Annotated in this window: 16 protein-coding genes; 8 read left to right on the forward strand and 8 right to left on the reverse strand. The window is 67.4% G+C overall.

The features are described from left to right. The first annotated feature begins 11 nt into the window (after positions 1-11). The 3 genes from WEE69_07520 to WEE69_07530 are packed head-to-tail and all read left to right on the forward strand — an operon-like array spanning position 12 to position 2894. On the forward strand, positions 12-1292 hold the full coding sequence (locus tag WEE69_07520) for an aromatic ring-hydroxylating dioxygenase subunit alpha (protein MEX1145137.1): 1281 nt from the start codon (positions 12-14) through the stop codon (positions 1290-1292). A gap of 15 nt (positions 1293-1307) precedes the next feature. After that, positions 1308-1634, forward strand: coding sequence for a hypothetical protein (locus WEE69_07525; protein MEX1145138.1), 327 nt, complete (start codon positions 1308-1310; stop codon positions 1632-1634). A gap of 6 nt (positions 1635-1640) precedes the next feature. Then, complete coding sequence (locus tag WEE69_07530) at positions 1641-2894, forward strand: amidohydrolase family protein (GenBank protein ID MEX1145139.1); 1254 nt, start codon at positions 1641-1643, stop codon at positions 2892-2894. Here the strand turns inward: WEE69_07530 and WEE69_07535 are convergent. The 8 genes from WEE69_07535 to WEE69_07570 form a co-directional block, all read right to left on the reverse strand. Beyond that, entirely contained in the window at positions 2887-3666 is a 780-nt protein-coding gene (locus tag WEE69_07535; GenBank protein ID MEX1145140.1) for a TIM barrel protein, read from the reverse strand. The genes WEE69_07530 and WEE69_07535 overlap by 8 nt on opposite strands. Before the next feature lie 20 nt (positions 3667-3686). Continuing rightward, a complete protein-coding gene (locus WEE69_07540) occupies positions 3687-4472 on the reverse strand; it encodes an enoyl-CoA hydratase-related protein (protein MEX1145141.1) in 786 nt (261 codons plus the stop codon). A 24-nt stretch (positions 4473-4496) separates the two neighbouring features. Continuing rightward, on the reverse strand, positions 4497-5693 hold the full coding sequence (locus WEE69_07545; protein ID MEX1145142.1) for a cytochrome P450: 1197 nt from the start codon (positions 5691-5693) through the stop codon (positions 4497-4499). Between the two features lie 2 nt (positions 5694-5695). Then, the gene (locus WEE69_07550) at positions 5696-6469 is read right to left on the reverse strand and encodes an enoyl-CoA hydratase/isomerase family protein (GenBank protein MEX1145143.1); all 774 of its coding nucleotides are present in this window, start codon (positions 6467-6469) and stop codon (positions 5696-5698) included. A gap of 94 nt (positions 6470-6563) precedes the next feature. Then, positions 6564-7697, reverse strand: coding sequence for an acyl-CoA dehydrogenase family protein (locus tag WEE69_07555; protein MEX1145144.1), 1134 nt, complete (start codon positions 7695-7697; stop codon positions 6564-6566). Continuing rightward, entirely contained in the window at positions 7684-8736 is a 1053-nt protein-coding gene (locus tag WEE69_07560) for an acyl-CoA dehydrogenase (GenBank protein MEX1145145.1), read from the reverse strand. The genes WEE69_07555 and WEE69_07560 overlap by 14 nt, the downstream gene beginning before the upstream one ends. A gap of 86 nt (positions 8737-8822) precedes the next feature. Beyond that, positions 8823-9899, reverse strand: coding sequence for a hypothetical protein (locus tag WEE69_07565; protein ID MEX1145146.1), 1077 nt, complete (start codon positions 9897-9899; stop codon positions 8823-8825). Between the two features lie 20 nt (positions 9900-9919). Further along, positions 9920-10192 (reverse strand): hypothetical protein, encoded by a 273-nt coding sequence (locus tag WEE69_07570; GenBank protein MEX1145147.1) that lies wholly within the window; start codon positions 10190-10192, stop codon positions 9920-9922. Between the two features lie 163 nt (positions 10193-10355). Between WEE69_07570 and WEE69_07575 the strand changes: the two genes are divergently transcribed. The 5 genes from WEE69_07575 to WEE69_07595 all read left to right on the forward strand — a co-directional run. After that, positions 10356-11081, forward strand: coding sequence for a hypothetical protein (locus WEE69_07575; protein MEX1145148.1), 726 nt, complete (start codon positions 10356-10358; stop codon positions 11079-11081). Between the two features lie 5 nt (positions 11082-11086). After that, the gene (locus WEE69_07580) at positions 11087-11698 is read left to right on the forward strand and encodes a TetR family transcriptional regulator (GenBank protein MEX1145149.1); all 612 of its coding nucleotides are present in this window, start codon (positions 11087-11089) and stop codon (positions 11696-11698) included. Continuing rightward, positions 11695-12234 carry a VOC family protein gene (locus tag WEE69_07585; GenBank protein MEX1145150.1) on the forward strand — a complete coding sequence of 180 codons (540 nt, stop codon included), beginning with the start codon at positions 11695-11697 and terminating at the stop codon, positions 12232-12234. The genes WEE69_07580 and WEE69_07585 overlap by 4 nt, the downstream gene beginning before the upstream one ends. Before the next feature lie 5 nt (positions 12235-12239). Beyond that, on the forward strand, positions 12240-13010 hold the full coding sequence (locus WEE69_07590) for an enoyl-CoA hydratase-related protein (GenBank protein MEX1145151.1): 771 nt from the start codon (positions 12240-12242) through the stop codon (positions 13008-13010). 1 nt (position 13011) lies between these two features. Next, positions 13012-13940 (forward strand): zinc-binding dehydrogenase (locus WEE69_07595; protein ID MEX1145152.1); only part of this gene is annotated, 929 nt, incomplete at its 3' end.

Here is a 13940-nt window from a genome sequence, read left to right on the forward strand (position 1 = left end):
GGGGGACCGCCATGCCGCACTTCGCCAAGCCTGCGGAAGGATCCTGGACCGAGCACTACCCCGAGCTCGGCACCGAGGACGTCTCGTACCACGACTCCACCTCGCCGGAGCACTACGAGCTCGAGAAGCAGGCCATCTTCGGCCGCACGTGGCTGAACGTCGGTCGCATCGAGCAGCTCCCCAAGGTCGGGAGCTACTTCTCCAAGGGGATCGATGCCGTCGACACCTCGATCATCGTCGTGCGCTCGTCGAAGGACGAGGTGCGCGCCTTCCACAACATCTGTCGCCACCGCGGCAACAAGCTCGTGTGGCATGACTATCCCGGCGAGGAGACCAGCGGGACGTGCCGGCAGTTCACCTGCAAGTACCACGCGTGGCGCTACAGCCTCGAGGGCGAGTGCACCTTCGTGCAGCAGGAGCAGGAGTTCTTCAACCTCGACAAGAGCGAGTACGGCCTCGCGTCCATCCAGTGCGAGATGTGGGAGGGGTTCATCTTCGTGAACTTCGATCCTGCGAACACGACGCCGCTCAGGGACTACATGGGGGAGCTCGGCAAGGGCCTCGAGGGCTACCCATTCGGTGAGCTCACGCAGGTGCACAAGTACCGCGCGGAGGTCGGAGCGAACTGGAAGCTCTTCATCGACGCGTTCGCGGAATTCTACCACGCACCGATCCTGCACGCGAAGCAGTCGGTCTCCGAGGAGTCGCGCAAGCTCGTCGAAGTCGGCTACGAGGCACTCGCCTACCAGCTCGACGGACCGCACGGCATGGTGTCGTCGTGGGGTGGCCAGTCGCCGCCGAAAGACCTCAGCATGGTCAAGCCGATCGAGCAGAAGCTGCGCAGCGGGCTCTTCGGTCCGTGGGAAGGCCCCGACTTCGGTGAGCTGCCCCCCGGCATCAACCCCGCGCGCCACAAGGCGTGGGGCATCGACTCCTTCGTCTTCTTCCCGAACTTCATGGTGCTGATCTGGAAGCCGAACTGGGTGCTCACGTACCACTACTGGCCGACGTCCTACAACACGCACATCTTCGAAGGCACGTGCTACTTCGTGCCCCCGAAGAACGCGCGTGAGCGGCTCGCCCAAGAGATCGCGGTCGTGACGTTCAAGGAGTACGCACTCCAGGACGGCAACACGCTCGAGGCCACGCAGACGATGCTCGAGTCCAACACCCCGGTGAAGCAGTTCCCGCTGGGTGACCAGGAGGTCCTGCTCCGCCAGCTGCACGTCACGGCGCGGCGCTACGTGAGCGAGTTCCAGCAGCAGTCAGCCAAGACCCCAGCCAACGCCTGAGTCGAGGAGAGCCACGTGGCAACTTTGCCTTCCGACTTCGCCGATCTCGAGCCGTTCGCCGAGTGGGCGATCCCCACCGAGCGCGCCCGGTACGACAAGCGAGTTGGCAGCACGATGGACGAGCTCCAGGCGTTCTACGACACCGCGTTCCCCCGCATGGAGGACGCGCTGGTGTACCTCGAGCAGTACTCGATGGACGACCTGCCCGAAGACGCGAAGCGCCTGCTCTGGCTCTACTGCGCGCTCGTGACCGTCTCGTTCCCCATCGAGGTCTGGAGTCAGCCGCGCGTGCCCGACAGCGGTGCATCGACCTTCGACGCGGTCCTCGAGCCCTCGGTCTGACCAGGCATGGCGCGCCCTCGCACCCCCCAGCCGCCGGTCCATCTCCGGAGCGCGCGGTTCGTCGACGTCGCCGCCGGCGAGCTCGTCGAACCGGCGGAGCTGCTGATCAAGGACGACCGGATCATCGACGTCGCGCCGACGTCAGTGCCTGCGGATGCGGTCGAGGTGAACCTCGGCGACCTGACGCTCCTCCCGGGGCTGATGGACATGGAGGTCAACCTCCTGCTGGGCGGCCCCAACCACGAGAGCCCGCTCAACCCCGTCCAGGACGACCCGGCGTTGCGCACGCTGCGCGCCGTCGCCAATGCCCGGCGCACACTGCGCGCCGGGTTCACGACGGTCCGCAACCTTGGGCTCTTCGTGCAGACCGGCGGCCTGCTGCTCGACGTGGCGTTGAAGAAGGCCATCGACTTCGGGTGGTTCGAGGGCCCGCGCATCGTGCCCGCCGGTCACGCGATCACCCCAACGGGTGGGCATCTCGACCCGACGATGTTCCAGGCGTTCGCCCCGCACATCATGCCGCTCACCCTCGAGGAGGGCATCGCGAACGGCGTCGACGAAGTGCGCAAGGCGGTTCGGTATCAGATCAAGCACGGCGCCGAGGTCATCAAGGTCTGCGCGTCGGGCGGGGTGATGTCGCACACCGGCCCCGCGGGCGCGCAGCAGTACTCGAACGAAGAGCTGGCCGCGATCGCCGACGAAGCACACCGCGCCGGGCTCAAGGTCGCGGCGCACGCGCATGGCGACGACGGCATCCGCGCCGCAATCGACGCCGGGTTCGACTGCATCGAGCACGGATCGCTCATGAGCGACGAGACGCTCGAGCTCTTCATCCAGCGCGGCACGTTCCTCGTGGCGACGACGTATCTCGCCGATGGCATGGACGTGTCGCGCGCGGCGCCCGAGCTCCAGGCCAAGGCAGCCGAGGTGTTCCCGCGTGCACGGGAGACCATCAAGAAGGCGATCGAGCGCGGTGCCCGCGTCGCGTGCGGCACCGATGCGCCGGCAATCCCCCACGGCAAGAACGCCAAGGAGCTGCTCGCGCTCGTGGATCGAGGGATGACCCCGCTCCAAGCGATCCGCGCCGCGACGACCGTGTCGGCCGAGCTCATCGACAAGGACGACCGCGGCCGTCTCGAGTCTGGGCTCCTTGCCGACATAATCGGCGTGCCCGGCACTCCATTGACCGACATCGGTGTGACCGAGGACGTCAGGTTCGTGATGAAGGGCGGCCAGGTCTACCGGAACGACCTCAACTGAGGTCCAGCGCCTCGAACCACTCGCGCGACGCGCGCAGCATGTCGAGCCGTTGGTTGCGTGGGATTCGGACGAGAGTCTCGTTCTCGTACCAGCCTCGATAGCCCGCGGCTTCGAGGAGTCGGACAAGCGATCCAACCGGCACGTCACCGATGTCGAGTGGCGCCCGCTCGTAGCGGATGTCCTCGAGTGCGGCTGTGTCCACATTCGTCACCTGTACCGACACGATGTCGTCCACGTGATCGGCGAGCAACACGTCGAGCCCGTCCTCCCACCAGACGTGTCCGAAGTCGACGACGACGCCGGCACCGGCGACGTCTTCCACGAACGTCAGCGCATGACGCAGCGTGTGCACGAATGACCACCGCCGCATCAACGGGTGCATCGGCTCGAGCATGATCCGCAGCGCACGATCCGCTGCGAGCGGGGCGGCACGGACGAGCCAGTCGCGGCAGATCGCGTTGGCTTGTGCCTCTGGGAGAGCGCGCAGCGGACCCGTTCCCACGAGCGCGCCCGGCGCGCCGAGATGCGCCGCGACGTCCAGGCGGCGGGCGACTTCGTCGAGTGCCGCCGTACCACCGTCTGCCTGGAGGATGTCGTCGAGACCCATGTAGCTCGACGCTCGAGCTCCTTCGCCGTCGAGGATGCGTTGCGCCTCGTCGACGCCCACGTCGTCCACGGAGGCTTGGTCGACCCCGACCGCGCGGATGCCAGCCGCGACCGCGAGCGCAACGTCGCCGGCGAACGACCCTTCACGCAGGACCCGTTCACACACGGCGTACCGAGCGCCCGGGCTCAACGCTTCGACCACTTCTCCCGCGCTTCGCCCGCCTCGTCGGTCGCATGGGAGATGACCTGGTTGCGGTTCTCCAGGTCGAGCGCCGCGGCAAGGTCAGGCGCGTCGGTGTTGGCCTGGAGTGCCCACTTCGTCATCTGGACGCCGAGCTGCGAGTTGGCCGCGATCTGCCCAGCGAGCTCGAGGGCACGGTCCATCAGGCAGTCATCGTCCACCACCTCGCTGACGAGCCCGCGGCGGCATGCCTCGTCAGCCGACACGGTGCGACCCGTGAGCATCCAGTCGGCCGCGACGCTCGTGCCGACGATGCGCGGCAGGAGGTAGCTCATGCCCATCTCCCCGCCGGAGAGCCCCACGAGGATTGCCCCGTTGGCAAACGACGCCGAGGCCGCGCACAGGCGCACATCCGCGGCGAGGCACAGCGCAAGGCCGCCACCAACTGCGGGACCGTTGACCGCGGCGATGACCGGCTGCGGCAGCGCCCGCAGCGCGACCGGCAGCGCGGCCATCCGCTCTTGATGCCGAAGCCGGTCGACGACGGGATCGACAGCGTCGGGCATGCTCGGGCCGAAGTCACGCATGTCGACACCGGAGCAGAAGCCGCGGCCGGCGCCGGTGAGCACTACGACACGAACCACCTGATCGATGCCGAGAGCCGCGCAGGCTTCCTGCAGCTCACGGACCATGACCTCGTCGAGAGCGTTGAGCCGCTCCGGACGGTTGAGCCGCAGCACCGCAATGCCGGGATACGAAGTGTCGAGGTCAAGCGTGCTCGGCACGGTGATCACACTCTCAGTCGCGCTACTCGATCATGCAGTGAAGACCGGGAGCTTCTCCCACCCGCGCACGGTCGACGTGCGGCCCTGGACCGCGTGCTCGTAGTCGACGTCCCAGTCGGTCCAGCGGTTGAGCACCTCGTCGAGAGCGACGCGTCCCTCGAGGCGCGCCAGCGCGGCGCCGAGGCAGAAGTGCAGTCCATAGCCGAAGCTCAGGTGGTGACCGATCTCGCGGTGGATGTCGAAGCTGTCACCATTCGGGAAGCGCCTGTCGTCGCGGTTGCCTGAGCCGTTGATCAGCACCATGACGCTGCCCTCGGGGACCGTCCGTCCGTAGTACTCGATGTCGCGCGCGACGTAGCGCGACTGGATCGGTGACGGGGCTTCAAATCGGAGGAGCTCTTCGATCGCGTTCGGGATCAGCGAGCGGTCGGCTGCAATCTCGCGTCGCTGGTCGGGGTGCTCGGCGAGCACCTTCCCGGTGAAGCCGATCAGGCGGGTGGTCGTCTCGTTCCCGGCGCCGGCCAGCAGGTTCACGCTGAGCAGGACCTCGTCGCGAGTGAGCCGGCGAGTCGTTCCGATCGTGTCCTCGAACTCCACCGTCAGGAGCTCGGTCATGAGATCGTCCGACGGGTGATCCTTGCGCCAGTCGATGTAGTCGCCGAACACCTCGGTCGCTTCAACGACGTCTCTCGCGTCGGCTGCTTGGCCTTCTTCCAAGCGCAGGCCCTCGTCGATCTGGTCGCGGATCGCCTCCTGGTCCTCTTCCGGGATGCCGAGCAGCATGCCGATGGTCCGCATCGGCATCTGCGCGCCGAGGTCACGGACGAAGTCGAAGCCCGGCCCACCAACGAGTGGGTCGAGCGACCGCGCACAGAACTCACGAATCTTGAGTTCGATCGCGTTCATCTTCTTCGGTGTGAACACACGCGAGAGCACGCCGCGGTGGAGGTCGTGGTCGGGCGGGTCCTCGAAGATGAACATGCCCGGCGGCATCTGTATGTCGGCGCGAATGAGCTCGAGGACCGAGCCGCGACCCGAGGGGAACGTCTCCCAGTCGATGAGCGCCTTCTCGACGTCGTCGAAGCGGCTCAGCGCGAAGAAGTCGTACTTCTCGTTGTAGTAGAGCGGCGCCTCCTCCCGCATCCGTCGCCAGATCGGATAGGGATCAGCGTCGATCTCGAAGTCGTACGGGTCGTAGTAGAGGTCGGCGTCGCTCGTCGTCGTCATGTTCACCTCTCGAGGAAGCGCTCAATGTTCGCGCGTAGCTCCGGTGTGTCGAAAGACTCCGTCTCCGATGCCATCGCGAAGTCGATGGTGGCGAGAACTGCCCGCTCGAGGTGGAGGTTCAGCACCCGCTTCGTGGCTTCAACCGCTTGCTGTGGGAGCGCGGCGATCTTGTGAGCGGTCGCGAGTGCGGACGCGAGCACCTCGTCGTCCGGGCAGACGTGATTGGCGAGGCCCATCTCGGCGGCGCGCGATGCGGTGATGCGATCCCCCGTAAAGGCGTACTCCTTCGCGAGGAGCAGGCTGGTGTGCAGCGGCCACGTCAGAGGACCGCCGTCGGCGGCGACGAGCCCTACCGTCACGTGCGGATCGGACAAGTACGCCGACTCGGCCATGTACACCACGTCGGACAATGCGATCACGCTGCATCCGAGCCCGACGGCTGGCCCGTTGACCGCGGCGACGACTGGCACGCGGCACCGGATCATGTTGAGCACGAGCTCGCGCCCTTCTGCGATCACGTCGTGACGCAGCGCGCGGTCCTTGGCCATCCGATCCAACAAGTCGAAGTCGCCGCCGGCCGAGAACGCGCGTCCCTCTCCCGTGATCACGGCCACGCGCGCGTCGGTATCCGCACTGAGCTGCGGAAAGACGTTGGCGAGCGCGAAGTGAAGGTCGTCGTTGATCGCGTTCAGGTGGTCTGGTCGCGCCAATGTGACGATCCGGACCGGGCCGTCGGCCTCGACGCGGATGACGTCGGGGAGCTCGTACTTCATCATCCTTGTTCCGCTTCCGATCCGCTGCTTCCGCTTCGCTTCATACGCTCCGCTCGCTTCGCGGCGAGCTCCCTCCGCCTTGGCTCCGGTCGCCGCATCATGACTGAGGGAGGCCGAGAATCCGGGTCGCGATGATGTTCTTCTGGATCTGGGACGTGCCACCCATGACGCTCTGGGCGCGGCTGTAGAGGTAGATCTTCAACGCGACGTCATCTTGGTCGGTGACGGCCTGTGGTCCGGACACGTCCAGGGCAGCGGCCCCGACCGTCTGCTCGACCCAGGTCATCAGCAGCTTGTCGATCGACCCGCCCGGCCCGTGGTCGACACCGTCGAGCCGCTCCGAGAGCCGTCGGCACACGTGCAGTCGCAGCATCTCCGCCTGGACGTTTGCCCACGCCACACTGGCACGCTGGTCGCTGCGGAAGGCACCCGGTTCGGCACGCACCGTCGCTTCAAGATCCTTGACCGTCTTCTTGTAGCGCGCGACGTAGCCGAGCTCACCCGGTTCGCGCTCGTGGCTGACGATCGTCATCGCGAGGCGCCACCCCTCCCCCGGCGCGCCGATCATGTTCGCCGCGGGTACGCGCGCGTCGTCGAACAGCACCTGTCCGAACTCGCTCGTGATGCCGTTGATCATCCGGAGCGGTCGCTGCTCGATGCCGGGCTGGTCCATCGGGACTGCGAAGGCAGACAGGCCCTTGTGCTTCGGCACGTCCGGGTCAGTCCGAGCGAGCAGGATGCACCAGTCCGCGACGTCTGAGTAGCTGGTCCACACCTTGTGGCCGTCGATCACGAAGTCGTCGCCGTCGCGCGTCGCCGTCGTGCGCAGTGACGCGAGGTCGGATCCGGCGTCGGGCTCGCTGAAGCCTTGACACCAGCGCTCGCGCCCGCTGATGAGGCCAGGGAGGAACCGATCCTTGACGTCGTCGCTGGCGTGCACCGTGATGCCCTGCACGAGGTACCCGAGGCTCGGGCGCGGCGGCGCGCCGGCAGATGCGAGCTCGTCGTCGAGGATCACGTCGAAGACCGTGGGGAGGTCGTGCCCTCCGTACCGGGCGGGCCAGCTCAGCCCGAAGAAGCCGGCGTCGTACAGCGAGGTGTGCCATTCGGCTTGTCGCGCCCAGTACTCGTCATCGGTCGACGAGGTCGGCAGCCCGGGGTTGTTGTCGGCGAGCCACGCTCGAAGGCGCGCCCGGAACTCCGCCTCGGCGGGCGAGTCACGAAAGTCCATCGACCGCTCCCAGCCGTGCACGCTCCAGCTGGCAGAGCTGCTCACCGTCGTCACCGAACCACTGCGACGACAACAGCGCCCGACGGAGGTACACGTGGACGCTGCACTCCCAGGTGTTTCCGATGCCACCGTGCACCTGGATCGCGGTCTCGCACACGGTGCGAGCGGCGCGTGCGCAATACGCCTTGGCCACCTGTCCCGCCATGCAGGCCTCTTGGGGCGCGAGGTTGTCGACGGCCCACGACGCATGCAGCGCGACACTGACGGAGCCCTCCATCAGGCAACGAGCGTCGGCGAGGAGGTGCTGCACCGCCTGGAACGACCCGACCGGCACGCCGTACTGACGCCGCTCGACCGCGTAGGCGACCGTCACGTCGAGCACACCGCGCATGACGCCCACGAGGTCGGCGCTCGTGACCGCGAGGCCGAGCGCCGCCCACCGCGCGAGGTCGTCGCGCGTGATGCCGCGATCCTGGTCGGGCACGAGCTCGACCGACGCGCCGGGCTGGATGGTGTGGACGACGCGCGTCAGATCGGACCCATCGCTCGGCGCGCCATGCGCGCCGTCGATGCGAACCTGCCCAAGCCGGTGATCCGATCCTTCGGGGACGAGCACGTACGCCGCGTCGAGCTCGCCGCCACTGTCGACGGCGTGAATGGTCGCGGTCGTGACGGAACCAGGCACCACCGCAGCGTCGAGCAGTGAGGACGCGAAGCCCACCACCGGTCCATCTCCTGCGGGCACGCCGGCGCGGCGCGCAAGGTCAGCTGCGAGCACGGGCCCCGCGAACGCAACGTCGGCGACTGCGCCACCGAGCGCGTCGGCGACGATTGCCGCCTCGACGCCGCTCGCAAGCGGCGCCCCGTCCCCTCCGTCGTCCCGGAGCGAGAGCCATCCTGCGTCGCGCACCGCGCCGGCCAGGCGCTTGGCGCGCGCAGCATCGTCGAGGTCGGCGACCGTGGACGGCCCGAGCTCCCGCGCGAGCTGGCGCGCCGAGCGTCGGAGCTCCGCCTGCTCCGCAGTGTCGCGGGTGTCCACAGGTAGAACCTAGTTTTCGCTATTTGAGAGTGCAATGCTCACGCGCGAGGGTCGCGACCCGGCCGCGCATACCGGGACCGGAGCAGCTATTCATCGAGGCCGAGGTGCTCGCTGACCTGCGGTTGGATCTCGAGCACCTTGAACCCGTCGGCGCTGGGCACGTAGAGGAGCCCCCTTGAGGCGTCGTAGTGGGCAATCCCGGCGTGCACGAGACCGCCGTGGTTGAAGTAGGCCACTTCGATCGGCTTCTTGGGGTTGCGGATGTCGAAGACGCGCAGCCCGGCGCTTCCAAACGACACCGCCGCGAACTTCACGTCGTCCGGGTTGGCGACCATTTGGTGGGCGATTGAGCTGTCGGCCCCCGAGGCGACCTTGGCCTCGCAGAACTTCGGCGTGTTGATGGCCAGCTCCAGCTTCGACACCCTCTTCGCCTTGTCGCGGGTGACTTCGGTGATGACCGCGTCGAAGGCCCAACCCAGCGCTTCCGGCCGGTTGCGCTTGCAGGTGTCGCCAATGCCGGCCTCGTTGGCGTGCAGCACGAACTCGCGGCCGTCGGCAGTCCGGAACCAGTCGACGCTATGGCCCGAACCGGGGGCCTTGGCCAGGACCCGCGGCGGGTCCTGCGTCAGATCGATGACGCGCAGGAAGGGCTTCGGTTCCCAATTCGCGGAAGTACCCCCAGACTGATCACCGACGTACAGCCGTGTGTCGGCCTCGTTCGTGTCAGGCGAATGGGACATCGGCGGCCACAACAGCGACGCCTGGAGCGGGTTCGCCCCGAGCGTGAAGGTCCCGGTATCACCTTGATCGCACAGGCTGAGATCGGCAGCGGCTACCTGCTTGTGTATCGGGTTGTACTGCGCGAGCACGTCGCACCAGTGGTTCGTGATCGTCCAGGTACTGGGGTCGTCGAGATCGGTGATGTCGACCTCCCAGACACCGAACGACGCGTAGACCTTGTTGCCCCCGTGGTCGATCCTGATGTCGTGGGGGAGCAAGTTCACGTTTATCCCGGTCAACCCGACGCTCGGCCACAGGATCTGGCCCTTCACCGCGGGATTCTCGCAGTCACTGATGTCGTAGACACCGCTGCCGGAGACCAGCACCGCCCGATCGTCGGTGACGACCGCACGCATGGTCTCCGATGCACCAAACGTCGGCACGCTCCCCACCTCTGTGGGGTTCAGTCGCTCACATCGATGACCAAGATCCTGTCGCCAGTCCGCACGTAGGCGCAGTGGTCGGCTCCCTGCAGGGCCCCGACGCTTGGGATCTCGGCGAGCAGCGTGAGGCCGCAGTTGAAGTTCGCCGTCTCCCCAGCCGGGACCTCACCCTGGATGCCTGGCTCCGGGGTGTCATCCGGGCCGCACAACGCCGGCGAGCGCCCCTCGTCAGCACGGTCGTTGTCTTGGGCGTGCACGGGCATCGCCGCCCCGACAACCAGCAACACGATCACCGAAGACAAAGCGATCGTCGTTCTCCAACGCAAGGACATCGATTCCCCCACTGCCGCCTGTTGACAGCTTCTGCCATTACTGGCAGGCCGTGTAAACTACGAATCCGGCGGGATGCTGTCAAGATCCAGGCGGGACGGGGGGAACCATGCGGGTTCGGGCTCGATGACGAGGAAGCGCCGTGAGCGGGGTGCCGCGCCCGTGCGCTGGCTGTCCGTGCTCGTCCTGGGGTTCGTGGCCGGAGCAGGCACGGTGATGCTCGCTGATCCGGGCACATCGACGAAGCGACTCGTCTTGAGCGCCGACACGTCGGCCGCCGGACACACCCACACCGAGAGCGACATCACCTACGACAAGCTGCCCAAGGCAACCAAGGCCGACGTCGACCAGGTGATCGCGCAGTGGGCGACCAAGTACGCGACCGCCGCCGACGCGGCCGAGGACGGCTGGTTCTTGGGCAGTCGAAGCCTGTACGGCATCGGCGCGCACTACGTCAAGGAAGTCCGCGGCCTGAGCGTCGCGACGCCCTTCGACCTCCCCAATCCGCCCGTCCTCCTCTTCGACGGCGACGGACCCGACGCGAAGTTCGCCGGCGTCAGCTACATCGTGGCCGAGTCGTCACCCGAAGGCTTCACCGGCAACTACGACTCCTGGCACTTCCATCCGTCGGTGTGCTCTCGCGGCGGCAGCATCGTGTCGTTGAGCGAAGAGGGCTCGGAGGTCTGGTACAGCGAGAGCGAATGCGTCGCCGCAGGCGGACAGGTGAGGCCGCTTGTCGCCGACAACATGATGCACTTGTGGATCGGACCGGAGTACATCGACAGCGCGCCGATCTTCGCTCACGACCACCCGAAGCTGTTCGACGGCTACAACCCCAAACGCGACGGCTGACCCCGTTGGCAACCCAGTCGCTGGCGACGCAGCTGAGGGTCAAGCGCTCGGAGATGATGATCTCGGAGCTCGAGGATGTTGCGCTCCGGCTGTTCGAGAAGCGCGGGTTCGACGAAGTCACGGTCGACGAGATCGCCTCTGAAGCGCGCATCTCGGCGCGAACGTTCTACCGCTACTTTCCGGCCAAAGAAGACGTGCTGCAGGTGAAGATCAACCAGCGCACCGAAGCATTGCGAGCCGCGCTGGCGGCGCGGCCCCCCCACGAGCCTCCGCTGCACTCGATCCGCCTCGCGCTCGAGGAAGCGGTCGGGCTGGAGGACACGACCCAGCTGAGACGATGGACTGCCGTGGTCGCGGCCACTCCGAGCGTGTTGCGGGCAGTGCTCGGCGGCATCCAGATGAAGAGCCAACGAGTGCTTTCGGAGTTCCTCGGTGCCCGCCTCGACATGCCGAGTGACGCACTGGTGCCGACGATGCTGGCGGCTGCAACCGACGGCATGATCCGCGCAGCCCAGACGCAGTGGTTCCTGCAAGGTGGAGACCTGGCCACGAAGGTCTCCGATGCCCTGGAGGTCCTCGAACGCGGGATCGGTGCTGATCCCAAGACCTGGTCGTGAGCATCCCGGAGACGACCGCAGTGCTCGAAGGTCCGATCCGCCAGATCGGCTACATCGTGCGCGATCTCGACGCGGCGGTGCAGTCGTGGTGTGCGCTGGGTGTCGGCCCGTGGTTCACGGTGCGCAACATGGAGCAGAAGGACTGCCGGTACCGAGGCGAGCTCTGCGAGCCAACGATCTCGATCGCGCTCGCGAACTCGGGCGCCATGCAGGTCGAGCTGATCCAACAGCACGACGACACCCCGAGCATCTACCGCGAGTTCATCGACGCGCGAGGCGAGGGCTACCACCAGCTCGCCTGGTGGGCCACCGACTTCGACGCCGTGATGCAGAAGGCGGCCGCCGCAGGGTGGCCCGCCGTCTGGTCGGGCGACGGCGGCGCGGTGCGGTTCGCCTACTTCGAGCCCAACCCCGAGATCAGTACCGTGTTCGAGGTGATGGAGCTCAACGACACCAGTCGAGGCATGGTCGATCTGGTCGCGATCGCCGCGGCGCACTGGGACGGGGTCAGCGATCCAGTCCGATCACTCGTCTGAGTCCGATGAGCGACGAGCTGGTGCGCGAGCGGCGGGGTGCCGTGCTGGTGGCCCGCCTCAATCGGCCCGACGCGCGGAACGCGCTCTCCCCCGAGATCATCCGCGGCATCAGTGCGGCGGTCGTCGACGCCGAGACGGATGCCGAGATCCGCGCGGTCGTGCTCACCGGAACCGGCGACAAGGCGTTCTGCGCGGGCATGGACCTGCGCGCCTTCGCCGCTGGTGGCGAGACGTCCCTGGACGAAGATGCGTCGCGCGGCTTCTTCCGGTTGCTCGAGGGCGACGTGGGCGTCCCCGTCGTGGGTGCCGCCAACGCCACCGCGGTGGCCGGCGGCTTCGAATTGCTGCTCGGCTGCGACATGATCGTCGCGTCGTCAGAGGCCGAGTTCGGCCTGCCCGAGGTGAAGCGTGGGCTCTTCCCAGCCGGGAACGGAACATCGCTCGGCACCAGGATCCCACTCGCCGTCGCGTTGGAGATGGCGCTCACCGGCGATGCGATCACCGCCGCGCGCGCCCATGACCTCGGCTTGGTGAACGCAGTGGTGCCACCCGATGAGGTGATGCCGCGCGCGGTGGCGCTTGCAGATCGGATCGCCGCGAACGGGCCCCTCGGTGTGAAGGCGGTGAAGGAGCTCGTCCGTATGAGCATCTCGGATCCGGCGCGCGCCCTCGATCGTCGCCGCGAATGGCAGGAGATCGTGTTCGCCAGCGAGGACGCCAAGGAAGGCGCGACCGCATTCGTCGAGAAACGAGCACCGGTGTGGAAGGGTCGCTGACGTGAAGGCGGTGCGGGGCACTGAGGGTGGCGTCGATGTCGTCGACGTCGACGAGCCGCCGGGCACGGGCGAGCTCCTCGAGATGCGGTCGACGAGCGTGTGCGCGTCGGACTTGATGTACATCGACTTGGGCAGCCGGCAGATCCTTGGTCACGAGCTCGCCGGCGTCCGCGAGGACGGCACCGCGGTCGTCGTCGAAGCCATCTACGGGTGCATGGAGTGCGAGCAGTGTCTGCGCGGGGCCTACAACCTCTGCCCCACGCACGGGCAGCGCGCACTCGGCATCTCCGCCGACGGCGGGATGGCCGAGCAGTTCCGCGCCCCCGCAGCACGTCTGGTTCCATTGCCATCCGGCATCGATGTCGCCGACGCGTCGATTGTCGAGCCGACGAGCGTCTCGTGGCACGCGCTGCGCCTCGCCGAGACGGGTCCGGGAATGCGGGTCGCGGTTGTTGGCGCGGGCGCGCTCGGCCTGCTCGCCGTCGCCGGGGCCCGCCGCATGGGCGCCGAGGATGTGAGCCTCGAGGCGCGCCACCCGCATCAGCGGGAAGCGGGCGAGCGCCTGGGCGCGAGCGTTGGCACGAAGGGTGCGTACGACGTGGTCGTCGAGGCTGCCGGCTCCACCGAGAGTCTCGCCCGGTCGATCGAGCTGGCCGCGCCCGGAGGCACGGTCGTCGTGCTCGGTGTCCACCTCGGCACGGTCGAGGTGGACTGGATGCCGCTGTTCAACCGGGAAGCACGCATCATCCCGTCACTCGGGTACTGCCGCCACGACGAGAGGCGCGAGATGGAAGACGCCGCCGCGATGATCGCCGACGATCCGGAGATCGCCCGGACGGTCATCACGCACCGGTTCCCCATCGAAGACTCTGCCGAGGCGTTTCGTGTCGCCGGCGACAAGGCATCCGGTGCGATCCGGGTCGTCATCGA

This window comes from Acidimicrobiia bacterium (assembly GCA_040881685.1).
In the GTDB taxonomy this organism is placed as follows: domain Bacteria; phylum Actinomycetota; class Acidimicrobiia; order IMCC26256; family PALSA-555; genus SHVJ01.

Excerpts from the sequence above, each read along its gene's own strand:
- WEE69_07550 (MEX1145143.1), bottom strand. The coding sequence starts at position 6,469 with ATGATGAAGTACGAGCTCCCCGACGTCATCCGCGTCGAGGCCGACGGC.
- WEE69_07545 (MEX1145142.1), bottom strand. The coding sequence starts at position 5,693 with ATGACGACGACGAGCGACGCCGACCTCTACTACGACCCGTACGACTTC.
- WEE69_07590 (MEX1145151.1), top strand. The coding sequence starts at position 12,240 with ATGAGCGACGAGCTGGTGCGCGAGCGGCGGGGTGCCGTGCTGGTGGCC.
- WEE69_07555 (MEX1145144.1), bottom strand. The coding sequence starts at position 7,697 with ATGGACTTTCGTGACTCGCCCGCCGAGGCGGAGTTCCGGGCGCGCCTT.
- WEE69_07575 (MEX1145148.1), top strand. The coding sequence starts at position 10,356 with ATGACGAGGAAGCGCCGTGAGCGGGGTGCCGCGCCCGTGCGCTGGCTG.
- WEE69_07520 (MEX1145137.1), top strand. The coding sequence starts at position 12 with ATGCCGCACTTCGCCAAGCCTGCGGAAGGATCCTGGACCGAGCACTAC.
- WEE69_07530 (MEX1145139.1), top strand. The coding sequence starts at position 1,641 with ATGGCGCGCCCTCGCACCCCCCAGCCGCCGGTCCATCTCCGGAGCGCG.